We start from the raw sequence: 25,694 nt of genomic DNA on the forward strand, positions 1-25,694 counted from the left end.
TTAATACCATGATGAAATTAAGAAACAAAATAATCCTCGCGGCATTTACAATGTCTCTGGCGAGTCAGAATAGTATTGCGCAAAAATCGGGCGGAGGTCTTTCAAAAGGAAAATACACCGCTTTGGTAAATCCGTTTATTGGAACGGCTCCCTTATTAGATACCAAAATTATAGGTTATACACCGCCGGCAGACATGCGTGTCTGGGCTGGTTTGGTTTTTCCCGGCTCTTCTGTTCCCAATGCAATGGTTCAGTTAAGTCCGATGACAAAATACAGATCAGGAGCAGGTTATGAGTATGAAGATACCGCGATTTTAGGATTTACACACACCAATAAAGGACATTGGAATTTATGTCATATTCCATTATTGCCCGTTTCCGAAGGTGCGTCATTCCCTTACAAATCCTCTTTCAGCCACGATCAGGAAAAAGCAAGTCCTGCTTACTACGAAGTCTATTTAAAAGATTATGATGTTCAGGTAAAATTAACTTCAACATTGCGTTGTGGTATTCATGAATATACCTTTAAAAATAACAAAGGAAGAAAAGTACTCTTTGATTTAGGAAAAGCAAATAATCATGTAGACGACTGGCAGATCAAGCAGGAAGGTTCAAATGCCGTAAGTGGTTTTCAGAGAACGGGTGGCGAAAAAATATACTTTTATGCAACTTTAAGCAGTCCTATTGAAAAATTAGATACGAAAGAAAGTGCTAAAAGCGGCGGATATTCTTTAGTAAATATTAAAGACGGCGATAATAAACCTGTAACCGTTAAAATTGCGCTTTCATTTGTCAGCGTAGAAAATGCCGCTGAAAATTTGAAAAAAGAAGCCGCCGATAAATCTTTTGCTAACATTTTTGAAGAAGGAAGTACTGAATGGGAAAAACTGCTATCTAAAATACAGGTAAAAGGCGGTAATGATCAGCAAAACGTTATGTTTTACAGTATGTTGTACCGCTCCTTTTTATGGCCCGCTTTAAGAAGTGATGTAAACGGTCAGTTCATCGACGAAGCCGGAAAAGTGCGCAAAGAGAATTATCGTTACTATACACTTCCGTCTTTGTGGGACGATTACAGAAATAAACTGGTGCTGTTAAGTATTTTTTCTCCTGATGTTACGAGTGATGTAATTAGTTCGATTATCAACGAAGGGGAAATAAAAGGATTTATTCCAACATTCTTTCATGGCGATCATGCGGCATCCTTTATTGCAGGTTCTTATATGCGGGGTGTAAGAAATTATGATGTCAAAAAAGCATACGAATTATTATTAAACAATGCCTACAAAGAAGGTGGCACAAGGCCTCATATTGCCGAATATATAGCAAAAGGTTATGTGCCGGAACAAGACATTAAAAATCCGGTAGTAGAAACGAAAGCAAATGCCGGTGTGACCAAAACATTAGAATACGCATATGATGACCATGCGCTTGCATTGTTGGCAAAAGAACTAAATGACACGCAACATTATACTGATCTGGTAAAACGTTCTAAGAATTATGCAAATGTTTTTGACAAAGAATCTTCTTTTATGAGAGGCAGACTAGCCGACGGAAAATGGATTACCCCTTTTAATCCCGAATTTCCGTACTATGAATATATGTACAGAGAAGCAAATGCCTGGCAGCTGTCTTTTTTTGTACCGCATGATATGCCGGGTCTTGTAAAGTTATACGGAGGGGCAAAACCCTTTGAAGCCAAACTGGATGAATTTTTTACAAAGCCATGGAATCCAAATTATATTGCATGGAATATTTCCGGTTTCATCGGTCAATATTGTCATGGAAATCAACCGGATCATGAAGCGCCGTTTTCTTATTATTTTATAAATAAACCCGAAAAATCCCAAAAAGTAATAGATGAAATTTTAGAAACTATGTATGGAATCGGACCCGAAAAACTGGCCATGAGCGGAATGGATGATGCAGGCGAAATGTCGTCCTGGTACGTATTTGGTGCGCTGGGACTTTATCCCTTATCGCCGGCAGATCCGGAATATATTGTGACAGTTCCTGTTTTTAAAGAAGTTGCCTGGACAACTCCTGCAGGAAAAAAGGTAATTATTAAAAACCCTAACGGGAAAAGAAATTTGGAAACGATAAAAGTAAACGGTTCTAAAATTAATACCTACTTTATTTCGCACGACCTGTTTAAAAATGGAGGTGAAGTAGAATTGCAGACCAAATAACAGCATCAATATAATAACGTCCCGTTTTAATGGGACGTTATGCATATAAAAACGATTTTACATGAAAAATATAAAATTATTTGCAGGCTTGTTTTTTCTTATTGCAGTTTATAATCTGCAGGCACAAAAAGCAAATTTTGAAGTTAATTCGCCAAATGGAGCACTAAAAGTTTCGATTACTCTAGCCGATAAAATTTATTATTCCATAACTGCCGGAAAGGAAGTTTTAGCAGAAAAAAATCATTTGTCTTTACTGCTGAGCGATGGAAATTTGGGTTTAAATCCGAAATTAATCACTTCTAAATCCGGAAAAGTAAATGAGATTTTAAAACCTGTTATTCCGCTAAAATTCTCGACGGTTTCAAATTCCTACCAATATTTAATTTTAAATTTCAAAGGAAATTATGCCGTTGAGTTCAGGGCTTTTGATGAAGGAATTGCTTATCGCTTTATTACTTCCAAAAGAGGTGAAATTGAAGTTTTAAATGAAAATTTTACAGTCAATTTTCCATCCGATTATTTGGTTCACTTGCAGCAAACCGGAAGTTTTAAAACGTCTAGCGAAGAAGAATATTCCCATATAAACTCCAGCGTATGGAATTCTTCCGCTAAAATGTCGACACTTCCCATTTTAGTCGATTCCAAAAAACAATACAAAATATTAATCAGCGAATCGGATTTGTCTGATTATCCCGGAATGTTTTTAAAGGGAACGGGAAATGGAGTAACGGGAATATTTCCGAAAACGCCTTTAGATTTTGGTCCTGACGGTGACAGAAGTCTTAAAATTTTAAAGGAAGCAGATTATATTGCAAAAACCACAGGCACACGAAATTTTCCCTGGCGTTATTTTGTCATCACTAAAAATGATAAAGAACTCATTGAAAATACCATGACCTTAAAATTAGCTCCTAAAAGTGAGTTAAAAGACGTTTCGTGGATAAAGCCGGGACAGGCAAGCTGGGAATGGTGGAATGGTGCAACGCCGTATGGCCCGGACGTAAATTTTGTTTCAGGTTATAACCTGAATACTTATAAATATTATATCGATTTTGCGTCAAAATTTGGGATCAAATATATTATTATGGATGAAGGCTGGGCAAAAAGTACAACAGATCCGTACTCGCCAAATCCTGATGTCGATGTTCATGAACTCATTCGCTACGGAAAAGAGAAAAATGTGGGAATCGTTTTGTGGCTCACCTGGCTTACTGTCGATAAGAATATGGAACTTTTTAAAACTTTTAAAGACTGGGGCGTAACCGGAGTAAAAATTGATTTTATGGACCGAAGTGATCAGGTGATGGTGAATTACTATGAAAAAGTGGTTAAAGAAGCGGCGAGAAACCAAATATTTGTAGATTTTCATGGTGCATTTAAACCTTCGGGTTTAGAATATAAATATCCCAATTTAATCTCTTATGAAGGTGTTCGCGGAATGGAACAAATGGAAGGATGTAAGCCGGATAACAGCGTTTATTTTCCGTTTATACGGAATGCTGTCGGCCCTATGGATTATACTCCCGGAGCCATGATTAGTATGCAGCCGGAAGTATACCGATCTGAGCGTCCTAATTCGGCAAGTATTGGAACGAGAGCTTACCAACTGGCTTTATTTGTTGTTTTTGAAAGCGGTCTGCAAATGCTTGCAGATAATCCAACCCTGTATTACAGAGAAAAAGAATGTACTGACTTTATTACCTCTGTTCCCACAATCTGGGATGAAACGATTGCGCTTGAAGCTAAAGCTGGACAATATGCAATTGTAGCAAAAAGGAAAGGCGCAAAATGGTTTATCGGTGGCATTACCAACAGCGGCGAAAAAGAACGAAGTTTTAAACTGAACCTCAATTTTTTGAAAGCCGGAAAATCGTATAAAGTAACTTCATTTGAAGACGGAATAAATGCCGGTTATCAGGCAATGGATTACCGAAGAAAAAATTATGACGTAAAATCAAATGATATCGTTGAAATAAAAATGGTTAAAAATGGTGGATGGGCTGCAGTTTTTGAAGAAATTTAATAAAATCTCTATTATGAATAAAATACTTTCATGGGCAATTATCGCCGCACTGGCCGGATTTTTATTTGGTTTTGATACCGTTGTGATTTCAGGAGCAGATAAAAAACTTCAGGAATTATGGCGTACTTCAGATGCGTTTCATGGTGCTGTCGTAATGGCAATGGCATTGTGGGGAACGGTTGCCGGAGCAATTTTCGGAGGTATTCCGACAAATAAATTAGGCAGAAAGAAAACTCTGATTGGGATTGGTATATTGTTTTTATTATCTGCAATAGGCTCTTCATTAGCCAACGATCCGTGGACTTTTGCCTTTTTTCGTTTCCTGGGCGGACTAGGAATCGGAGCTTCAACAATCGCAGCTCCCGCTTATGTTTCTGAAATTTCTCCTGCCAAAGACCGCGGAAGACTTGTTTCTTTGTATCAGTTTAATATTGTTTTAGGAATTTTAATGGCTTTTCTATCCAATTATTTACTGAGAGATGCGGGCGAAAATGCCTGGAGATGGATGATTGGAATAATGGCTTTTCCGGCCTTGTTTTATACTATTATCGTGCTTACCATTCCGGAAAGTCCAAGATGGCTGGTTTCACAGTCAAAAATTTCAGAAGCTGAATTGGTTTTGAAAAAAATTGATCCGAATGCAAAAATTGAAGATTTACTGCAGGAAATGCATTTTTCAGCAAAAGAGAATGAAGATGAAAAAAACGAAAATATATTTTTAAAGAAATACAGATTACCTCTGATGCTGGCTTTTTTTATAGCTTTTTTCAATCAGTTTTCGGGAATAAATGCCTTTTTATATTATGCACCTAGAATCTTTGCTGAAGCGGGACTTGGAGAAAGTGCCGCATTAATAAGCAGTGTCGGGATTGGTGTAACGAATTTGATATTTACCCTCGTTGGGGTTTTTTTAATTGATATTTTGGGTAGAAAAGTCCTGATGTATATAGGATCAATTGGTTATATTATTTCTCTCGGTCTGGTATCGGCAGCATTTTTCTTAAAATGGCAGGGCATACAGGTTCCTTTATTTCTGTTTTTGTTTATTGCTTCTCACGCCATTGGACAGGGAGCGGTAATCTGGGTTTTTATTTCAGAAATTTTTCCCAATCATTTAAGAGCGAGCGGTCAGGCTTTTGGTTCATCGACACATTGGGTTTTGGCGGCGATTATTCCGTCAATGATTCCGTTTTTATTTTCAACCATTGGAGCAGGAGTGGTGTTTTTAATATTTACTCTTATGATGGTTTTTCAATTGTTTTTTGTGATCTTTATGATGCCGGAAACCAAGGGAAAATCGCTTGAAGAACTTCAGGAAACTGTTTTTAATACAAGAAAGAGCTAATTATAGCATCAGCGTTTCATTTATAAATTATTAAATAGAAAAATATGAAAAAAATTATAATGGCAGTCTTGCTTTTCTCTTTTGTCCATCTTCATTCGCAAAAAGGTTTTAAACCATTATTTGACGGAAAAACAACTCAGGGCTGGCATTCGTACGGCAAAACCTCAGCCGGAGCGGGATGGAAAGCAGAGAGTGGCGTTCTTCATTTTGATCCTCAGGCTGCTCAAAACGGACAGGGAGGCGATTTAGTGACAGATGCAGAATTTGAAGATTTCCATTTAAAATTAGACTGGAAACTGGCTCCCAATGCTAACAGCGGAATTATCTTTTATATTAATGAAGATGCCAAGCAATACTCAAATACCTACAGTACAGGTTTAGAAATGCAGGTTCTGGACAACGACGGTCATCCCGACGGAAAAATTACCAAACACCGCGCGGGCGATCTTTACGATTTAATTCAAAGCAAATCGGAGCCTGTTAAAAAAGTTGGCGAATGGAATACGGCTGAAATTATCAGTAACAAAGGAAAATTGAAATTTATTCTAAATGGTATTGTAGTTGTAGAAACTATACTTTGGGACGACCATTTCAATACATTGATCGCCGGAAGCAAATTTGCGGGATGGCCAGGATTTGGAACCTTTAAAAAAGGAAAAATAGCACTGCAAGATCATGGCGATAAGGTTTGGTATCGAAATATTGTAATTAAAAAATTATAATGCGATAAAAATTTTATCAGATAAGGTAAAATTAGTTGTATAAAAAAAGAGCCAAGCATTGTTGGCTCTTTTTTTTTTTGATAAGTTCTGGAGTAAATGCATTTTTCCTCCCAACCCTATTTCCTTGCTGCTTTATAATTAAATATTCTTTTTTCTTCCAATAAAATTTTTAAATAAATAAATGTTTATTCATTTATAATATTATCTTTGTCTAAAATAAGCAGTATGAGAGTTAGAGATATAGATAAAGAAAAATTAGTGATTGATATGGCAATTTCCCAAATTGTTGAAGAGGGCTTTCAGGGCTTCAGCATGAATAAATTGGCAAAAGCCTGTTCGATCTCAGTGGGTACGCTCTATATTTATTACAAAGACAAAGATGATTTAATACAGAAAATAGGGGGCAGGATGGCTTTGAAATTTTTTTCCAGTACGGTTAAAGATTTTTCCCCCGAAATGTCTTTTGAAGATGGATTATGGAAGCAATGGGAAAACCGTTCGGCTTTTGCCATGAAATATCCGAAAGAAGTTAAATTTTTTGAAATCATCAAACACTCCCCACATGGCGAATCAATTTTGAGTTCGATTAAGGAATTCTCAGATTTCAGGGCTATTATGAACCAGTTTATAGATAACGCACTGCGAAATAAACAGCTTATTCCGATGACATTTGAGGCTTTTTGGTGTGTGGCTTACGGACCTTTGTATACTCTTTTAAACATGCATGCGGAAGGCAGGAGTATGGGCGGCAAATCATTTGTACTTACTAAACAGATTATGAAAGAAGCTTTTACAGCTACGATAAAAGCGCTAAAACCATGAAAAATTATGGAAACCAATTTAAATTCAATACATATTTTTAAAACAAACATTAAACAAATAGCACCTAATTGTGTTATTGATCAGACACTAACCAATCATTTGGACATTCAGCAATGGAGCATTGATTTAGAAGATGTGGATTGTGTGCTTCGAGTTGTTTCAGAAAAGCTTACGCCTCGTGAAATTATGAATCTTATCAATCAAAATGGCTATGAATGCCAGGAATTGTCCTAAACTCTAATATTATATACAATGGAAAAAAATACAGTAGAGATACCTACTTTTACTACCCATCAAAAAATTATTATAGCGATTTTAGCGCTTTTACAATTTACCGTTATTCTTGATTTTATGATTATTTCCCCGTTGGGAGATATATTGATGAAAACTTTAAACATGACGACTTCAAACTTTGGTTTTGCTGTCTCAGCTTATGCTTTTAGCGCCGGAATCTCCGGTTTGCTGGCTGCCGGATTTGCAGACAAATTTGACAGGAAAAAGCTTTTAATTTTCTTTTACACCGGTTTTATTATCGGAACTGTCTTCTGTGCTCTTTCATCCAGTTATTATATGCTGCTGGCCGCCAGAATCGTAACCGGACTTTTCGGAGGTGTGATTGGTTCTGTTTCCCTGGCTATTGTGACCGATTTATTTGTTATTCAGCAAAGAGGACGTGTTATGGGATTTATCCAGATGGCATTTGCCACAAGTCAGATTTTAGGAATTCCGCTGGGATTGTTTTTTGCAAATAACTGGGGATGGCATTCGGCTTTTATTATGATCGCTATTTTAGGAGTCCTAATTCTGTTCGCTATTTTGACGCAAATGAAACCAGTGGTCAAACATCTTGAACTTCAATCTGACAAAAGCCCGTTTCTGCACCTTTGGCATACTTTGAGTAATAAACAATATCAGATTGGTTTTACAGCGATTGCATTTTTATCTGTTGGAGGTTTTATGCTACAGCCTTTTGGGAGTGCATTTTTAGTCAATAACATTCATATTAGCCAGTTAGAATTACCAATGGTCTTTTTCTTCACCGGACTTTCAGTTCTTTTCATTATGCCGTTAATCGGAAAATTGAGTGATAAAATCAGTAAGTTTAAACTGTTTGCAGCGGGATCTTTGATTTCTGTGATAATGATTTTGATTTACACCAATCTTAATCCGATTCCGTTATGGGAAATTGTAGTTATCAATATGATTCTTTTCATGGGAATTATGAGCAGAATGATTCCGGCTACAACCTTAAACACAGCGATTCCGGAAATGAAAGATCGTGGTGCCTATATGTCTATTACTTCTTCTTTACAACAAATTGCGGGTGGAATTGCAGCAGTTTGTGCAGGATTTATAGTGCATCAGAAATCGAAAAGCGCTCCATTGGAAAATTATGATATACTTGGATATGTAATCGCAGCTGTGACGCTGTCAACCGTATTTTTAATATGGAGAGTTAATCAGCTGGCGAAAGCAAAAGCGAAGGTGGTTGAAAATAGGTAGTAAAAAAAAAAAGAAGCTTGTCTGTTATAAGACAAGCTTCTTTTTTATGATGAAAAAAAAATTAGATAAACTGCATTAAAGGCCTTACCTGCATAGTTACGATATCACATCTTTTAGGTTGTGAGAGCGTAAATAAAACACTCATTGCGATATCTTCGGCTTCGAGCATTTCCATTTTATCAATTTTTTGCTGTTGTTCTTCTTTAGATCCCGGTTGCATATCGCTTGTAACGGCTCCGGGTTCAATTAGAGAAACTTTGATGCCAAGAGGGTTAAGTTCTTTTCTTAATGCGGCACTAAAACCACGGATTGCTGCTTTTGTTACCACGTAAACAGTACTTGTTGGCTCATTTGTTTCGGCGCTCATTGAACCAATATTAATAATATGTCCCGATTGGTTTGGCGACATTCTGGTAACAGCTTCCTGCGCAAAAGCAAGATATCCAGAAATGTTAGTATCTAAAATATATTGCCAGTCGTCCAGTTTTATTTCTGTCAATCCGGAAGCAGGCAGGGCAGCATTATTAATTAAAATATCTAAACCTCCCAGTTCTTTATCTACAGCCTCAAAAACTTTTTTCAGGTCATCTTTATTCGTTACATCAGCAGTAAAACCATGAAGCTGACTGTTGGGATGTTTGGATTTAATGTCGTCAAATGCTTTTGTAAAATCTTCAATATCACGTCCAAAAATAAAAACACGTGCTTCGAGAGAAACTAATAAGTCTGCAATTGCTTTTCCTATTCCTGTTGTACCTCCTGTGATGAGTATTCTTTTATCTTTAATATTTTTTCCAAAGTAGTCTGATAAATTTTCCATAATTTTTTTCTTCTATGATTAATTATGTAACAAATTTACCTTACGCTTTCTTACAAAACTTACAGCATTACAGGCTGGATATTATATAATCCTTATTAAAGTGGAAACCTGAACATATTGCTAGACATAATTCCCGATGTTTTGTGGTAAACTAAATTTAAAAGTACTTCCTTTTCCCTGTACACTTTCAACCCAGATTTTGCCTTTGTGCATGTTTATAAATTCACTGCAAAGTAACAGTCCGAGTCCGCTTCCTGATTCATTATCTGTTCCTTTCTGAATCACTTTTCCGTTAATTTTAAATAATTTTGTTTTTATGATTTCGGGAACTCCAATTCCATTATCGGTAATGGATACTTCTACTTTTTGCTTTGTTTTAGAAAGAGCAACACGAATTTCACCATTCTTATCTGTAAACTTAATAGCATTCGTCAGTAAATTGCGTAAAATGGTATTAATCATATTTTTATCTACTTCAGCTTCTATGAGGTGAGCGGCTTCAAAAACTATATTAATTTCTTTATTTAATGCCGCATTTTTGCTCAGCTCGATATTATCTTCGATTAATTTATTGAGTAAAATTTTTTTTGGCGAAAACGTAATCATTCCGGTTTGGACGCGCGACCATTCCAGCAGGTTTTCCAGTAATTTATAGATGTTTTTATTGGATTGATGCAGTGTTTCTGAAATTTCATTTATTTCCTCCCGGCTATACTCCTGAATATTATCCAGCAAAAGCTCGGAGAGCGAAACCGAAGAACCAAGAGGCCCTCTTAAATCATGTGAAATGATAGAAAAAAACTGGTTTTTATCATCCAGAAGTTTCTGAATTTTATGATCCTGTTTTTCTTTCACCAATAATAAAAATCCAACAATACCAACCAATGCTAATAGAAATAGGCAAATGCTGTACAAACCATCTACGATATCATTGGAGAAAAAAAGTTCCTGCGGATTTAAATACCTGTAAATGACTCTTATTATAATTAGAACCTCAAAAAATGCATAGCATATAACATAAAATGTCCTGAAAAAACTTTTATCTCTTTCTTTCAGAAAATAAATCGTGGTCGGAATATAAATAGCCAGTATACCGATGGAGCCAATTAAAACCCTGGTATTTATGGTAGCGCCGAAGAACGTCCAGACATTAAATAAAATAATGGCAAGGACCGTTATTACAATTTGTAACTGATAGAGTTTTTTTGATTTTCTCTTGAGAAGCGATACCATTGCAAAGGTTTCGTAACAACACGCACACAAGATTATAGAATTTGCAACATTAATGGAAACAAAATCACTGATACTATTTCTTAAAAGAATAAGTATCCACGCCATGGTCAGTAATAATTTTCCGAAACCATACCATTTTAGAATTTTTCGGTTATCACTTGTCGAATAAGAGAAGGAAAAACTGAAAATAAGGATGCAGGTAAAGAAATTTCCCCAAAAATACAAAAGAAAGATTGTCTTTGGGTCTACAGGTAAAAGTTCGAACATTGTGGACTTTCTAATTTTAATATAGATTAGGCAAAGCTGCAAAATTAAGGAATTAACCAAAATGTTGTATGCTTCAGAGAGATAACGAAAAACTGTTTTATTTAAAATAAAGGAAACTAATTTATAACTACTTTTTTTTCAAATCGGCCGTGATGACTAATCGAAATTTCCTGAAATTTTTTTGAAGCTAATTGCAAATAGGGAATTCCATATTGGTCTTTTACAATTTTTAGATTTTCTACTTCGGCGATATTGTCTAAATTGTCTAAATTGTCAACCGCAATGGTGTGAATGTGTTCTGATGACAATATGCTCGTAGTAAAATAAACATTGCCATTACAAATCACTTTTCCCGAAGCTTTTGCTGCATCTGAGAAATCGACCATACATACAAGCTGTTTAGGAATGAATGCCCGTATTTTGGTTTGCCTGTTATAGATCTTATAAGCTGATTCTTTCATGCTCCACAAAAGCCAGACAGCAACTTCAGGCTGACTGAAATTACTTATAAAAACTTGTTCCTCATCCGTAAAAAGTTTTTCCAGAAAACCTTTGCGCTTCCAATTGCTTTCTTTTCGTGATTGCGCAAGATCAATTACATCATTGCCGATCATTTTGCGGCAAGTTTGGTTTCTATAATTTCTATAGCCGTTTTAACATCCAGCATTCTTTCCATATCGGCATTATCAATCACCACGTCAAAGTTTTCTTCTATATCAAGTACAATATCAACCAGATTAGCAGAATTAATGTTCAGATCTTTAATAAAATCAGTTTCTTCAGTCAGATTATCAAACGCTTCTGTGTTTGTAGCAAACGGTTTGATAATTGCTTTTAATCTCTCGATAATTTCTTTCTTGTCCATATTAGTTTTCAAATTTTTTAAATAATATACATGCATTTACATCGCCAAAACCAAAACTGGCTTTCGCAATTATTTTAGGATTGGTTTTAATTGTCTTTTGAAGAATCTTCTCGCGGTCAATCAGCGCTAAAATCTCAGGATGAAGATCTTCGCAATTTTTGTTTCCGAACAAAAAGCCTTCATGAAGCTGCAATACCGCCGCAACACTTTCGATACTTCCGGAAGCACTTAAGCAATGTCCGGTAAGACTTTTTAACGAATTAATGTATGGAAAATCAGTACCGCTTCGTTCCAGTGCTTTTGTCCAGTTTTCTATTTCGAGACCGTCTTTTGTTGTGGCTGTCAGATGTCCGTTTATAGCATCAATTTTGTCTGCATTAATTCCTGCATTTTCGACCGCACTTCTGATACATTTTTGAACTGCTGTGCTGTTTGGTGCAGTCATACTGCCGCCGTTTCGCTGTCCTCCCGAATTTATATTTCCACCAAGGATTTCGGCATAAATGGTTGCTCCGCGTTCCAGTGCGCTTTCCAATTCTTCAATAACAAAAGCACCGGCACCGCTTCCCGGAACAAATCCGGCTGCTGAAGCGCTCATTGGTCTGGAACCTTCTTCCGGATTTTCATTGTATCGGGAAGAACACACACGAAGCGCATCAAAACCTGCCCAAATATACGGTCCGCTGTCAGAAGTACTTCCTGCCAGAATACGCTTTGCCTGCCCGGATTGTATACGGTCGTAAGCCATCAAAATAGCTTCTGTTCCTGTTGTACAGGCAGAAGAATTTGTAGAAACCTGATTTCCCAAACCAATTTTACCACCCAGATAAGCACTAACACCGCTGTTCATGGTTTGGGCGACAACCGTGCTTCCTAATCGTCGGGTTTGCAGATCATCAATTTTATAGATGCTTTCGCGGAATTTATCTATGCCCGATGTTCCGGAGCCGAAGATACAGCCACTGTCCCAATCCGGATTTTCGTTTATCGGTAATCCTGCATGATTCCAGGCTTCCATTCCGGCCATAACACCGTATAAAATTCCAGTACTGTTAAAACCGCGAAGTTCCAGTTCTGAAAAATAATGCGCCTTTAATTCGTCGGATATTTGTGGCTGACCCGCAATCTGACAGGAAAATTGCAATTCCTCTAATTGTTTATCATGACGTATTCCCGAAATTCCGTTAAGAAGTGCATTAGTAAATTCAGGAATTCCCACACCATTTGGTGCAGCTACTCCAAGACCTGTTATTACGATTCGCTTTTTCATAATTTCTTCGTTATCATTCCTGCCAAAACGCCTCTGCAGACTTCTTGTCCGGCTTCATTTTTCATGATGGCCTTGCATTTTAATTTTCCAAAACGGAAAAACAGCTTCTCAGAAGTTACAGTTACTTTCTCATTCGGGTAAACCGGTTTTAGAAACTCCATATCGGCAGATGTAAAGGCGATAACTGTATTTTGTCCAAGATCATTTCCTAAAAGAAAAATTCCGAGACAAACCATTCCGATCTGCGCCATTGTTTCAGTTAAAATTACACCCGGCGTTACAGGATTATCTTTAAAATGACCTTTGTAAAAGTCTAAACTTTCTTTAAAAGTATAAGTTCCGGTTATACCATTTTCATCTGCCTGCAACAGTTCATCAACAAACAAAAATGGTTCACTGTATGGAAGTTGGGCTATTATATCAGTTAATTTCATAAGTTTTTAAATTACCATTGTAATAAAACTCTTTGTGCAGAAAATCCGGGGCCAAAACTCAGCATTAAACCTTTTTCTCCCTTTTGTGGATTTCTGTTCATAATGTTTTCTAATACATACAAAACCGTTGCACTCGACATATTGCCGTATTGTTTTAGAATTTCTTTTGTATCATCAATGTTTTTGTCCAGACCTGCAAAAAGAGATTCCACCGTAGTTACAATCTTTTTTCCGCCGGGATGAAATATCATGTGATCGATGTCTTTTATGTTTAAATTATTCTGTTTCAGAAACGGGTGAATAATATCGCCAAAATGAGAAGCGATTGTATCGGGAACTTCAATATCCAATACCATTTGTAAACCGCTGTTTGTCAGTTTAAAGCCCATCATGTGTTCGGCATCATAAAAATGATACATTTGTTCGTCGATAATTTCCGGACCTTTATCTTTTTCGTCTGATGATAAAAGACAGCAGGCAGCTCCATCTCCAAAAATAGCTGCGCTCACAATATTCGGCATGGAGAAATCATTCAGCTGAAAAGTTGCGGTCGGCGACTCTACAGCGATTACGGCAGCACGCTTTCCGGGATTGGATTTCAGGAAATTCTTGGCATATATAATTCCGGATATTCCTGCTGCACAGCCCATTTCGGTCACGGGAAGACGAACAATATCCTGTTTTAATTTCATTTTATTGATTAAATAAGCATCAAGTGAAGGAATCATAATTCCTGTACAGCTTACTGTGATAATATAATCTAAACTCTGCGGATCCCAGCCTGCTTTTTCCAGCGCTTTTTCTAAAACCTGATGACCCAAAACTATCATTTCGCGGCTGTAAATGTCATTTTTTTCTTCAAAGGACGTAGCCGTAAAAACTTCTGATGGTTCCATTATCGAATATCGTTTATCGACGGAAGCGCCTTCAAAAATCTTTTTAACCTTTCTTATAAAACGTTCTTCCTGTCCGTCCAGCCATACATCTAATAGCGGGAGTATTTCTTCTGTAGTTCGGGAATATTGCGGAAGCTGTTTGACAGCTGTGATTATTTTTACACTCATATTTTTGCGATTATCCACTGGTAGCGAAAAGCCCATTTCCAGTTTATGGAATAGTTTTTTAGATTTAATTTTTTGGAGAAATGTTCCAGATCTTCTTTCTTAAATCCTCTTAAAATAGAAACAAGTCCATCTTCTCTGGACATTTTATTCAGATTAAAAGTGGCAGCAATTATCTCAAATAATCGGTAAGCCATTTTGCTTCGGTGCAAATCATTGACAACAATTCCGACCGAAGCATTTGCATGCAGTGTTTTTAGCAAAAGCGATATCTGATCGTTTGTAAAGTGATGCAGTGTAAGTGTACACAAAACAATATCATAGGGTAAACGAGTAAATTCTTCGCTAAAAATATCCAGGCAGACATACTCGATATTGGAGTATTCTGTTGAAAGTGATTTGGCGTAATTAATCGTAAAAGCATTTGCATCAACACCTATCAGTCTAAACTGAATTCCTTTCTTTTTTCCATATTTGGAAAGCATTCTCAACATGTCGCCATTACCACAGCCAACGTCGGCAATGGTAATACTTTTAGAAATGTCTGTTTTTTTAAGGAGTTGTTTTACTCCCTGAAGAGTTAATTTATTTCCACCCAATAATTGATTTATGTTGGCAATCTGATTCAGCGCGTCGGTGAGTTCTTCACCTTCAAGCGAAAAATCATCCATTATTTCGGCTTCTTCCGTTCTGTATTTGGTATTTAAACTCATTATTCGATTGTTATTGGGCTGCCGTGTGTTTGTTTGATTATAAAGGATAATAATACCGGCACCGATGCTGCAATAGTAGTTAGCGCAAGTGTGATTTTTTTACGGGTCAGCGCTTTGGCTAATATTCTTCCGAACATTAGTCTTTTACTAAAATGCCTTTTCCATTCCTCTTTATACTTTTTTTCTAATGCCGTTCGCGATTCCAATTTTCCATTATTAAAGTCAAGAACTAATTCTGATGCAATTTTTGCACTGTGAATTGCCATTGCCATTCCGTTGCCGCACATCGGATGAATAAGCCCTGCTGTATCGCCAATCATTAAAATATGATTTTCTACAGGTTCTTTTTTATCGAAAGAAATCTGGCTTATCGTTAAAGGTTTGTCAAATAGGGCAGTGCTGTTTTCAAAAATGGATTTCAGTTTTCTGTTCTTGTATAAAACAGCTTTTTGGTAGTCGTCTATATTTTTATATTTTTTGAAAGTTTCAAAATCCGCCAGATAGCAAATGTTTATCGTATCGTTTTCTACTTTTGAAACTCCGCAATAACCGCCTTCAAAATTGTACAATGCTACCAATTTATTATCAAAATTTCCGGTGTAATGTCCTTTAACCGCCAGCCATGGAGATTTTTTGGAAATGAAATCACGAGAAAGATTCTGATCGATGTTAGAACGTTTTCCATAAGCGCCCAGAACGATTTGCGACGTAAAAATAGCAGAAGAAGTGATAACCGTGAAAACATCATTCTCAAAATGAATGTCAGTAACATTATCCGTTACTACATTGCATCCATTTTCGACCGCTTTTGTATGTAGAAAGTGATCCAGAGTATATCGGCTGATGCCAAAACCACCTAACGGAAGTTTAGTATTTGCTGTTTTTCCATTTTGTGCTGTAAATTCAAAATGCTGAATAGCTGTAGGTTGAAGCTGGGAAATATTTATATCAAGCCAGTTAAGATAGGGCAGAATTTCATTAGAAATATATTCACCACAGACTTTATGTTTCGGATAAGAATTTTTTTCGATCAAAGTCACTTTCAAACCTTTTTTGGATAAATGCACAGCGGCTGCCAGTCCTGCAAGACCACCTCCGATAATTAGTGCATTTAGTTTTCCCATAGTACCAATTTAGTTATAATAAGTGAAATGCTTTTACGGAATTTCAGAAGAAATTAACAAAATTTCAATATGATGGGAGTTGTGAGTTGTGAGTTGTGAATGGTGAGTTGTGGGTTGTGAATTGTACATGTCAATTTCGGTGGAATCGTTAGATGTAATTGAATTTCGAATTTGTTATTTGAATTTATTATTATTGATTGGTTTTAAAAAAAAACTCAACTTCTGTTTTATTCGAAGTTGAGTTTCTTTTATTACAATAAGAAGAATTACATTATTTTTCGATGGTAGCTTTTAGCATTAAATAATGCAAATCGGTATTTTTTATAAAAGGTTTTAGCAACTCGCTTCCCGGGCCAAACATGGCAAGTTCGACATAATCTCCGGAATGGTCCATACTAATCCATCCTACATTATTGTGCTTCTTCTGAATTTCTGAGAAAGCTTTGTACGGCAGTTTTTTATAATTGTATAAGCCGCCTTCCTGTTTTTCAAGACCGGAATAAAAGTTTAATAAGTGTTTGGCTTCGTCATCGGAAAGACTAAATTTATTGGTTTCGTAAATCCAGTCTTTTATTTGCTGTAAATTAAAATCGGCATGAATCGAATTTAAAATATATTCGTTGGTGTATTTATAATCGGCAATGCTGTTGAAATTTTTTGTTGCTTCTGCGCCATATATTACACCTGGATTTGCATTTCCGTGATCTGTTGTGATGATGACAAGAGTTTCTTTGTCTTTTTCTGCGAAATCTATTGCTGATTTTACCGCTTCATCAAAAGCCAGCTGATCGTGAATTAAAGCTGTAACATCATTCGCATGAGCGGCCCAATCTACTTTTCCGCCTTCAATAAGCAGTACAAAACCGTTTTCATGATCTTTCATCTGGTTAATTGCAGCAGTACTCATCCCGGCAAGTGTCGGCGTCTTTTGCAATTCAGCAATATTGGTTCTGTCAATAGCGTAAGGAAGCGCACCTGATGAGAAAACACCAAGTGTCTTTTTACCTTTTTGCAGGGTTTCCAAATCTGTTTTTTGCTTTAAAACCTGATATCCTTTCTGCTCGTAGATTTTATAGACATCTTTTTTGTCTGCTCTTTTCGAAGCATTAAAAAACTCATCTCCGCCACCCATCATTACGTCTAAGCCCAGATCTGCATATATTTCTGCGATTTCGTTCTCGGCATTTCTGCTGTCTGAGTTCACACAAAAACCTGCAGGTGTTGCGTGTGTAATGGTTACAGAGGTAACACAGCCAGCTTTTTTGCCCGCATTTTTAAACTTCTGCCAAAGCGGAAGATAGCGTTCTCCATTGGCTCCGATATTTAATACACCATTTTTAACGCGATGTCCGCCTCCGAAGGACGAACTTGCAGCAGCAGAATCGGTTACAATAGAACTTGCAGATGCGGTGTCCATCAAAGCTCTTGTCACTTTATTTTCGGCATACAGGTTCATCCAGTTTCCGTTTTTGCCTAAAATATTCTGCGAGTATAAATTGGCCATTTGCAGCGTGCCGGTACTCATACCGTCGCTTATCAGGATTATTATATTCTTTGCTTTTTTATCTTTTTTTGAAATAGATTCTAAATCCTTTGCAAGAATTACCGATGGCCCCAGAGTGAAAAGTCCGGTTAATGCCGTAGAGCCTTTTAAAAATTTACGCCTGTTCATTTAGTTTATTTTAATGGGATGTAAAGTAAAGATAATTTATTAATTAATGAAACTGTGTTGCATTAAATTATTGTTGCGTTTCTTTCATGAAGATTTTAAATCACATTATCTTTGCCTTCATTAGAAGAAAAAAAGAATTTATACATGAATATTGAAGATCTTATTGGAGATTATTCCATGTCCGGAAGCAATCAGGACGAAAGTAATGAAATAACCTATCAGGGAGTCTTGAGTTTGTCTATCGATAAAAATAACAGGATAAAAGCCGACTGGCTTATAAACAATGCACAAAAACAAAAAGGGAATGGTTTCTTTAAAGATAATATTCTGGTAATTAATTTTAGTTACAAAGGCGATGATCATAAAACCTACAAAGGAGTTGCAGTCTACCGTTGTATTACCAAAGATTATCTCGACGGATTTTGGTCGGAGAAACACGGGAATCCACTTTATCTGGGAAGCGAACAATGTTTGAGAATGGAAAGTACAGAAAGATTAAACTAAAATTTTATAATTTATAAAATTAAAAAAGGCACAGAATCACTGAGATTTTGTGCCATTTTTTTATGTGCTGAATTAATTATTTTGAACTGTCGGAACTTTAGTTTTTCTATCATAAACAATTATAAAAATAATCCAGGTTGCTAGTAAAACCAGGATTAAAATAAGTTCTGTCTGATGAAGTCCTTTAACAAAGAAATTATTTAACGAATGCACTCCGGCAACGGCCAACAAGGATCCTGTTTTAGAATACACTTTTCCAATTCCCCACGTGCCAAAAAAGATTATACCTAAAAATAATAAATTGCCCGATGACATTTCTAAATTAAGGTGCCATGCAAACCAAAGAATGGCGATGATTAAAGTAGAGTAGAAGACAGGCAGCGATTTTAATTGTTCCTGTAAAAATCCTCTCCAGCCAATTTCTTCCAGTAAACCATACACCACAATAGTAAACATTAACAAAATCGGGAACTTACCAAGTGTTATATAATAGATGCCCGAAATTAAAACAACCGGAATTATCCAAAAAACAGCAAAAGGAACAATGGCATTTTTATAAATTCCTTTTAATGACATAGAATTAGAAAGAGAGTATATTATTATGGCGGCAAATGCACCTGTCGCCGGTCCGATGCCGCGAAGTAAAATCTTTAGATACTCGCTTTCTACAGGGGCTAAAAGTTCTGTTTTTACTGCTGCATATCTGCAGATAACTGCAATTACATAATAAATGATCACAGCTCCAAAATTGATTTTATTTTTCATCGGTTGTTTTTGTTTGATTTTACTGAAGCAAACTTAACGCGTGAAAATGAGAATAAAATTGACTTTGGGTAAGAAATTATTTTTCCATAACTCTTTTTCGAATCCGGCTTAAACTTTCGGCTGTTAATCCCAGGTAGGAAGCGATAATTTTGAGCGGTGTTCTCTGAAAAATTTCCGGACGGCCTTCGATCAATTTCAAATAGCGTTCCTGAGGAGAAAGTGTCAATAAATTAATTTGTTCCTGTTGCTTGCGCACGTAAAGCATTTCAGAAATAGCTTTTCCGATTCGCAAACCGGTTTCAGATCTTTGGTATAATTCATTTAAATCGTTATGCGAAATAGACCAAAGTGTCAAATCTTCCAAAGCTTCGGTTTTTATAACAGACGGCTGCTGATTGAGAAATGACATATAATCGCTTATAAAACTATTTTCATACAACAAATTAATACAAATATCCCTTTTCCCATCCCAGACAAACAATCCTGCAGAGCCTTTAATAACGATATTGAGGAATTTTTCGGCGTTGTGATAATCTTTTATAATTTCTGATTTCTCAAATTGACGCATGTTGATTTTTTCCGAAAATGCTTTCCAGATATTCATATCGGCAGTAAAATAAGTTTCAAAAATTCTTTTGACTTCTTCTGGAGAAGGACTTTGTGGCATTATTTGTAAATATCAGTTAAAGGGCTAAATTTAAGCTATATCTTTTATATAAAATAGATCTGGTCAACAAAATCTATTTTATACAAGGCAGCTGTAAAACATTCGCGTTAAGCGGCTGCTCAATTTTTCTCTCCAGTTTCTCCGGATTTACCGTAACGTAAATTTCCATAGAACCGGTTCCTACTTTTAGCTCGAGAATATGGCCGCCATAGGCATCAAATTTATCATCTGTGGCAACACCGTGCAGATGTATGGATGGTTTTTCTCCGCTCCAGGCGATAGAGCCCGTAAGACTTCCCATTTCGACTTTATTAAAAGTTTTAGGATGGAATTTCTTTTCATTAAAATCATAAAAACCAAAAGTAGCTTGCTGTGCAAAACCAATTCCGGTAAAGTTTGCAGAGGGAATTTTCTGTTCTTTTGCCAGATTTTCGATCATTTCCAAGACATTGTCGCCTTCGCGAAGAACCATCAGGAAGCCGTTTGGTGTTTTGGTATAACGACATTTTTCAGCATCGTTTTTCTGTGCCTTTGCAAGATTAAAAGCAAAAAGTAATAATAGTATAAAAGTGGAGGATTTCATAAGTTATTTTTTATTGTTGAATTTAATGCCTTTACACATAGTCCCGACGCTTGTTGAAAGCTTGGATTGTCGGTAAAGGAATTTCATTTTTTTAAAATAAACTTAGCGCTTTACCACAATGCTTTGTAAAAAAGAAAGATGATCTCTTGCTTTCTTTTACAGATTATAATATCTAAGATTCTAATGTTTAATATTAAGCAAAGCAATACCAACAATATGTTTCTATGTATTTAAATGAAATTTAATTAAACTGAGGTCCTGTACTCTGAACCTGAATAATTCGATTATGATCTTTTTCATATTTTTCAGGATCTGAAGCGGCATATTCATTTTCAGGTTCCGGAATGGCGTGAATTTTTGAATCGCTGACAGAAATTACCGCCGAGCAAACATAAATTCCGACCTTTCCTTCGCTGTATTTAAAATCCAGTAAAGTCAGTTTTACAACATCATTTATAGAAAGTTCATAGTAATTTCCGTAACGGATAATTTTAAAATAAATCTGTTTTTCTTCACTAATTTCAAATTGATTCGTTTGGATATTCTGAAAGATAAAGTTGTTTTTAACGTCTTTCTCATTAAATCCCCACGCTCTGAATTGTACAAAACCATTCACAAAATCAATCGAAATATAATAAGCTGTTCCTTCTTTGTCACATTCAATAACAAAACCGGTTTTTCCCATTCCTTCAACAGAAAGTGTTCCTTCCCAGACAAAATCCATCGAAGGTTTTTCGAAACAATAAATTTCATAACCGCTTCTGCATCCAAAACGCCATTTGTTTTCGTTTTCCTGAAGAAATTCAGCCGTTGGATTTCCTAAAATAGGCATGGGCTGAGGCAAATCTTTTTGTTGAATGGTTTTCTGATATAATTTTTCCCAGTAGTAATAACTCTTCAGTAAAAGTCTTCCGCTTTTATCGGTATCCAGTTCTTTTGGTGGCGGAATAACGCGATGTGTATTGACATTTCCGTCTGCAAAATAGAAGTTGTAAACCAAAAAGTGTTTTCCTTCTTTTACAACCCTAGCTGCATAATTTCCCTGAGGAAGCAAAACATTGTTATGAAAAGCACAGTATTCTCCTCTAAATTCGGGAGCCGACCAATATCTAATTTTAATATCCTCACGAATAGATCCCAATAAGTAGTGATTTCCTTTTATTTCGAAAACACACGGGCATTCGACATCATCATAAACGTACGGGATATGAAGCGGTTTCTGCAAAACAAAACCTTCTTTTTCTCTTTTAGCAACGCCAATACAGCCTCTGCGATAGGTTGGACCCGAAGCACTTCTGGCACAAATTAGTAAATAATCTTCGCCTTTATATTGGTATTTAAAAGGATCACGAAAGCTAATCCATTGACGGGGATTATTGTTCTGACCTTCGTAATGTGGCGCTTCACTTTTAAAAGGAAGTCCGTATAAATTTTCTTTTTTCCAGTTGATTAAATCGGTAGAAACGGCACGTCCAACTTTCTGTTCTATTCCTTTATCCTGACGTTTTAAGCCTGTATAATACATTTCATAACCTTCGCCTTCCGATTTTTTACTTACATGCATAGTCCACAGCATATCGTCGTCCCATTCTCCGGGGTCACCCACAAATATGGCGTTTTTCACCCTTTTCCACGATAGACCGTCCTTTGACACGGCATGTGCAATATAATCGTGATTTGGGATAATTAAATGAAATAAATGATGAATCCCTTTTCCATCTATAAATACATCAACATCTCCAATTTCCCAACTACTAAATCCTGAGCTTGAATACATTTATTACTTTTTTAATCTGTTATTATTTTTTACATTGAAAATAGTATTGTTAGAAAATCTATATTCAATGTGTTTATTTTACTGTTACAAAGCCTTATTTTATGATCTTATAATGTTTTAATCCTTCGAGAATTCCTTCAGAAGCCGAAGTTTTTGCTACATATATACTTTTTGTAGTTTCATAAGAAGCAAGTTCTGCACTACGGTTTCCAACAATGATGCCTTTTACCGGACCTCTGAACATGTCAACATCATTTCCTGAATCTCCTGCGGCAATTACATTCGACAGCGGAATGGACCATTTTCTACAAAGGAATTTTATCGCATTTCCTTTAGAAGCTCTTTTCGGAATAAAATCAAGGAACTCTCCATGACTCGGAATAATATTGATTTTATACCAACCCGAACCTAAAGCCTGAATTAATTCGTCGTGATTGTAATTTTCTTTGTCATAATAATAGGAGATTTTATACGGATTTTGCGCTTCATCTTCCTGCAGTCTTATCCACTTAACGGCTTGTAAGCGGTTAACAATATCATCTCTTTTCCACCTTCCGGAAAGGAATTTTGCCCAGCCTTTATCTAAAATATAATCGGTACCATTGGTATAATAAATTTCGGTTCCAACCGAACAAATAATAAAATCGGGAAGAGGGAATTCTTCTTCGTTAATGACCTGTTTAACCAAATCTAAGTTTCGTCCCGACGCCATTGCAAATGCCATTTTATCGGTACGATTGACAAGATGTGATTTGAGTTCTTTTAAACCCGGATTTGCGAGTTTTGGTTCTATTAAAGTTCCGTCAATATCTGAAACCAGTAAATGATCCAATTTTCTTTTTAATCGGTTGATATTGATATTTGGGTAATGCTGTTTTTTTATTCCGGCTGAAGAAACGGATAAGTTTTCGTTGATCAGATCTACATATTGATTGACATGACTTACCCAGCTATAATGTTTCTGAATATTGATTGCGCCGTTATTGGAATAATATTTCCATTTATTTTCATCGGTTAAAATATTGCGAAGCGCTTTTTTAATTTCATCTTCTTTCTGTGGATTTACCAATTCTCCATTCTGACACACCGGAATAATTTCTGAAGGTCCCCCGTTTTTAGTAACCACAACGGGAAGTCCGGAACTAGCTGATTCTATCACCGTAAGACCGAAGTTCTCATGCAATGCTAAATTCACAAAAACACCTCTTTTCTCTGCGGCGTAACGGTAAATAATCGAAACTTCATTCTCCACATCATGCTTTTTCGGAATGGCCATTTTTCCGTATAAATCGTATTTATCCATCAGGAGAAGCAAATCAGTTAAAACATCTTTTTCTGATTCGGGCATTTTGGCAATGTCTTTTCTAATACCGGCAAAAATTACCAGATTGGCAATGCTTTGCAACTCTTTGTCTTTACCGTAAACCTCTATTAAAGTGTTTAAGTTCTTGTGTCGGTCAGGCCTCGAAAGTGCCAGAATAATAGGCTTATGCGGATTAGTAAGAAACTTAGAAATAGTTTCTGAAACCCAGTATTTTCTTTGTGCTTCTTCCATATTTTTATCAGAATCGGTTTCCTGATTGTAATACGGAACAAATTTTCTGGTATCGATACCAGGAGAAATAGCGTGGTATTTTCCTAATTCAAAATTTTTATAGGCTTTGTAAGTTTCAATTTCCTGTTCGGTAGAAGTAACGATAAACTCTGCGAGTTCCAGCGTTCTCTCTTCAGCAGCCATTCGGGCTTTAAATTTGAATTTCTTTTCTAATTCTTCCTCCGTTTGTCCACTTTGCAGTAATTTTTCTTTTTTATAAAATCCAAGTGAATGACCGGTGTGGGCAAAAGGAATATTTAAAACAGACGATAACTCTGCTGCAGCATAACCGGCGTCGGCGTAGTGAGAATGAATCCAGTCCGGGAAAATATTATACTGTTTGATGTGCTGCATAGCGCCATTAACAAAAATATCCAGACCTTCCCATAATTGTTCTTTTGATCTGTATTTTTTTCCTAAAAAAGGAATTCGGCGTATATCTAATTTGTCATTGATAACTTCAACAGGCACTGCATATTCAGGCGATAGAGAAGGATCATCGATTAATCTTGTAAAAATATGAACATGTTCTACATCTTCATGCTGAGATAAAAATTCTGCTAATTCGTAAATATATTTGGTCTGACCTCCATTGTCTGCATCTCTTCCAATTTCAAGACCCGAACCTTTTAAAAGTCCATGTATATTGATAAGTGAAATTCGTAATTTTTTCATCATTCTTCCTTAATAATTTTGAAAATGCAAGTTACAGCGACTGCATTGATTAAGAAGAAATAATTACAGTTTAAATTTACATAGTTCCCATGTTCAGTGCATATTTGTGATGTTTTAAGTATAAAAATATCCCGATATGTTATATCGGGATATTCAATAAATTTACTATCTTTTATGCATCAGGTTTTGAATTTCGCTCATTAAAATCTCTGGATTAGCACCAGAAGATCCTGCTACTAAAGCGCCTGTCGCGCAGGCAAAATTTAGAGCTTCCTGCGGTTCTTTTCCGGTTAAAAGAGTTGTTACTAATGCACCCAGAAAGGAGTCACCAGCTCCGACAGTATCTTCTACTTCTACAAAATAACCGTTATTTTCATAAAGATGTTTATCCAAAAGCAATAGAGCTCCATCTTTTCCTCTGGTAACGCAAATGGCAGTAGCATTGGTTAGCGAACAGATAAAATTCATGTTTTCTTCTAAGGTATTGTACGGAGAATCGAACGCCTCACTTATTTCTGTCAGTTCTTCATCGTTAAATTTGATGAAGTTTGCCGATTGCATAAGGTCTTTTAATATATCATAATCGTAATGCGGTTTTCTTAAATTAACATCAAATACTTTATAAGTGTGGGTATTTAACAACTCGTACAATGCATTTCTGGAAACCTCATCCCTGCAAACCAAACTTCCGTAAATCAAAACATCAGCGTTAACCACTAACTCGCGGGTTTCTTCATTTAGAATAATTTTATCCCAGGCAGAAGGGTAAATAATTTCGTAAGTTGCAGATTTACTTTCGTCTAAGGTTACATTTACCAAGCCGGTAGGGTAGTCATCTGATCTTAGTATTGAATTGGTGTCTAAACCCAGTTTTTCTACTTCGTTGATAATGGCATCTCCGTCAGCATCTTTTCCTACGCAGCTTATCATATCGGTATCAGCGCCCAGTGCTTTCATGCGAAGCACGACATTTAAAGGTGCACCGCCAATTTTCTTTTCATTGCCAAAAATATCCCAAAGTACTTCTCCAAAAGCGACAGCTTTTAATTGTTTGTCGTTGCTCATT

24 protein-coding genes are annotated in these 25,694 nt (G+C 36.2%); 8 read left to right on the forward strand and 16 right to left on the reverse strand.

What is annotated here, in order from left to right; all coding sequences use genetic code 11:
• Positions 1 to 8: 8 nt before the first annotated feature.
• The 7 genes from ABEB31_RS15560 (at position 9) to ABEB31_RS15590 (ending at position 8,604) form a co-directional block, all read left to right on the forward strand.
• A complete protein-coding gene (locus tag ABEB31_RS15560; RefSeq protein WP_347052557.1) occupies positions 9 to 2,189 on the forward strand; it encodes a GH92 family glycosyl hydrolase in 2,181 nt (726 codons plus the stop codon).
• Between the two features lie 61 nt (positions 2,190 to 2,250).
• Positions 2,251 to 4,212: a glycoside hydrolase family 97 protein gene (locus ABEB31_RS15565; RefSeq protein WP_347052558.1), complete on the forward strand. Its 1,962-nt coding sequence runs from the start codon at positions 2,251 to 2,253 to the stop codon at positions 4,210 to 4,212.
• 13 nt (positions 4,213 to 4,225) lie between these two features.
• Positions 4,226 to 5,557, forward strand: a complete 1,332-nt coding sequence (locus ABEB31_RS15570) for a sugar porter family MFS transporter (protein WP_347052559.1) — start codon at positions 4,226 to 4,228, stop codon at positions 5,555 to 5,557.
• A 44-nt stretch (positions 5,558 to 5,601) separates the two neighbouring features.
• The gene (locus tag ABEB31_RS15575) at positions 5,602 to 6,279 is read left to right on the forward strand and encodes a 3-keto-disaccharide hydrolase (RefSeq protein ID WP_347052560.1); all 678 of its coding nucleotides are present in this window, start codon (positions 5,602 to 5,604) and stop codon (positions 6,277 to 6,279) included.
• Between the two features lie 225 nt (positions 6,280 to 6,504).
• Positions 6,505 to 7,101, forward strand: coding sequence for a TetR/AcrR family transcriptional regulator (locus tag ABEB31_RS15580; RefSeq protein ID WP_347052561.1), 597 nt, complete (start codon positions 6,505 to 6,507; stop codon positions 7,099 to 7,101).
• A 6-nt stretch (positions 7,102 to 7,107) separates the two neighbouring features.
• Entirely contained in the window at positions 7,108 to 7,335 is a 228-nt protein-coding gene (locus tag ABEB31_RS15585; RefSeq protein WP_347052562.1) for a hypothetical protein, read from the forward strand.
• 18 nt (positions 7,336 to 7,353) lie between these two features.
• Entirely contained in the window at positions 7,354 to 8,604 is a 1,251-nt protein-coding gene (locus tag ABEB31_RS15590) for an MFS transporter (RefSeq protein ID WP_347052563.1), read from the forward strand.
• A gap of 61 nt (positions 8,605 to 8,665) precedes the next feature.
• Here the strand turns inward: ABEB31_RS15590 and ABEB31_RS15595 are convergent, their stop codons facing one another.
• The 10 genes from ABEB31_RS15595 to ABEB31_RS15640 all read right to left on the reverse strand — a co-directional run bounded on the left by ABEB31_RS15595 (position 8,666) and on the right by ABEB31_RS15640 (position 18,063).
• On the reverse strand, positions 8,666 to 9,424 hold the full coding sequence (locus ABEB31_RS15595) for an SDR family oxidoreductase (RefSeq protein ID WP_347052564.1): 759 nt from the start codon (positions 9,422 to 9,424) through the stop codon (positions 8,666 to 8,668).
• A gap of 120 nt (positions 9,425 to 9,544) precedes the next feature.
• Positions 9,545 to 10,924 carry a sensor histidine kinase gene (locus tag ABEB31_RS15600; protein ID WP_347052565.1) on the reverse strand — a complete coding sequence of 460 codons (1,380 nt, stop codon included), beginning with the start codon at positions 10,922 to 10,924 and terminating at the stop codon, positions 9,545 to 9,547.
• 116 nt (positions 10,925 to 11,040) lie between these two features.
• Positions 11,041 to 11,538, reverse strand: a complete 498-nt coding sequence (locus tag ABEB31_RS15605; RefSeq protein ID WP_347052566.1) for a 4'-phosphopantetheinyl transferase family protein — start codon at positions 11,536 to 11,538, stop codon at positions 11,041 to 11,043.
• The gene (locus ABEB31_RS15610; RefSeq protein WP_347052567.1) at positions 11,535 to 11,789 is read right to left on the reverse strand and encodes an acyl carrier protein; all 255 of its coding nucleotides are present in this window, start codon (positions 11,787 to 11,789) and stop codon (positions 11,535 to 11,537) included. The genes ABEB31_RS15605 and ABEB31_RS15610 overlap by 4 nt, the downstream gene beginning before the upstream one ends.
• A gap of 1 nt (position 11,790) precedes the next feature.
• Positions 11,791 to 13,059 carry a beta-ketoacyl-[acyl-carrier-protein] synthase family protein gene (locus tag ABEB31_RS15615; RefSeq protein WP_347052568.1) on the reverse strand — a complete coding sequence of 423 codons (1,269 nt, stop codon included), beginning with the start codon at positions 13,057 to 13,059 and terminating at the stop codon, positions 11,791 to 11,793.
• Positions 13,056 to 13,493: a 3-hydroxyacyl-ACP dehydratase FabZ family protein gene (locus ABEB31_RS15620; RefSeq protein ID WP_347052569.1), complete on the reverse strand. Its 438-nt coding sequence runs from the start codon at positions 13,491 to 13,493 to the stop codon at positions 13,056 to 13,058. Before ABEB31_RS15620 ends, ABEB31_RS15615 begins: the two co-directional genes overlap by 4 nt.
• 11 nt (positions 13,494 to 13,504) lie before the next feature.
• Positions 13,505 to 14,557 (reverse strand): type III polyketide synthase, encoded by a 1,053-nt coding sequence (locus ABEB31_RS15625; protein WP_347052570.1) that lies wholly within the window; start codon positions 14,555 to 14,557, stop codon positions 13,505 to 13,507.
• Positions 14,554 to 15,267 carry a methyltransferase domain-containing protein gene (locus ABEB31_RS15630; protein WP_347052571.1) on the reverse strand — a complete coding sequence of 238 codons (714 nt, stop codon included), beginning with the start codon at positions 15,265 to 15,267 and terminating at the stop codon, positions 14,554 to 14,556. Before ABEB31_RS15630 ends, ABEB31_RS15625 begins: the two co-directional genes overlap by 4 nt.
• Positions 15,267 to 16,391 carry an NAD(P)/FAD-dependent oxidoreductase gene (locus tag ABEB31_RS15635; protein ID WP_347052572.1) on the reverse strand — a complete coding sequence of 375 codons (1,125 nt, stop codon included), beginning with the start codon at positions 16,389 to 16,391 and terminating at the stop codon, positions 15,267 to 15,269. The genes ABEB31_RS15630 and ABEB31_RS15635 overlap by 1 nt, the downstream gene beginning before the upstream one ends.
• 271 nt (positions 16,392 to 16,662) lie before the next feature.
• On the reverse strand, positions 16,663 to 18,063 hold the full coding sequence (locus ABEB31_RS15640) for an alkaline phosphatase (RefSeq protein WP_347052573.1): 1,401 nt from the start codon (positions 18,061 to 18,063) through the stop codon (positions 16,663 to 16,665).
• Between the two features lie 144 nt (positions 18,064 to 18,207).
• Between ABEB31_RS15640 and ABEB31_RS15645 the strand changes: the two genes are divergently transcribed.
• Positions 18,208 to 18,567 carry a hypothetical protein gene (locus ABEB31_RS15645; RefSeq protein WP_347052574.1) on the forward strand — a complete coding sequence of 120 codons (360 nt, stop codon included), beginning with the start codon at positions 18,208 to 18,210 and terminating at the stop codon, positions 18,565 to 18,567.
• A 72-nt stretch (positions 18,568 to 18,639) separates the two neighbouring features.
• On the opposite strand, the gene ABEB31_RS15650 is transcribed toward ABEB31_RS15645, so the two are convergent.
• The 6 genes from ABEB31_RS15650 to ABEB31_RS15675 form a co-directional block, all read right to left on the reverse strand.
• Positions 18,640 to 19,332, reverse strand: a complete 693-nt coding sequence (locus ABEB31_RS15650) for a CPBP family intramembrane glutamic endopeptidase (RefSeq protein ID WP_347052575.1) — start codon at positions 19,330 to 19,332, stop codon at positions 18,640 to 18,642.
• A gap of 76 nt (positions 19,333 to 19,408) precedes the next feature.
• Positions 19,409 to 19,999 (reverse strand): Crp/Fnr family transcriptional regulator, encoded by a 591-nt coding sequence (locus ABEB31_RS15655; protein ID WP_347052576.1) that lies wholly within the window; start codon positions 19,997 to 19,999, stop codon positions 19,409 to 19,411.
• Between the two features lie 73 nt (positions 20,000 to 20,072).
• A complete protein-coding gene (locus tag ABEB31_RS15660) occupies positions 20,073 to 20,582 on the reverse strand; it encodes a PPC domain-containing DNA-binding protein (RefSeq protein ID WP_347052577.1) in 510 nt (169 codons plus the stop codon).
• Between the two features lie 241 nt (positions 20,583 to 20,823).
• Positions 20,824 to 22,359 carry a glycoside hydrolase family protein gene (locus ABEB31_RS15665; RefSeq protein WP_347052578.1) on the reverse strand — a complete coding sequence of 512 codons (1,536 nt, stop codon included), beginning with the start codon at positions 22,357 to 22,359 and terminating at the stop codon, positions 20,824 to 20,826.
• A 94-nt stretch (positions 22,360 to 22,453) separates the two neighbouring features.
• Entirely contained in the window at positions 22,454 to 24,631 is a 2,178-nt protein-coding gene (locus ABEB31_RS15670) for an HAD-IIB family hydrolase (protein ID WP_347052579.1), read from the reverse strand.
• A 162-nt stretch (positions 24,632 to 24,793) separates the two neighbouring features.
• Complete coding sequence (locus ABEB31_RS15675; protein WP_347052580.1) at positions 24,794 to 25,693, reverse strand: carbohydrate kinase family protein; 900 nt, start codon at positions 25,691 to 25,693, stop codon at positions 24,794 to 24,796.
• Between the last annotated feature and the right edge of the window lies 1 nt (position 25,694).

The organism is Flavobacterium olei (genome assembly GCF_039749035.1).
Lineage (GTDB): Bacteria > Bacteroidota > Bacteroidia > Flavobacteriales > Flavobacteriaceae > Flavobacterium > Flavobacterium olei.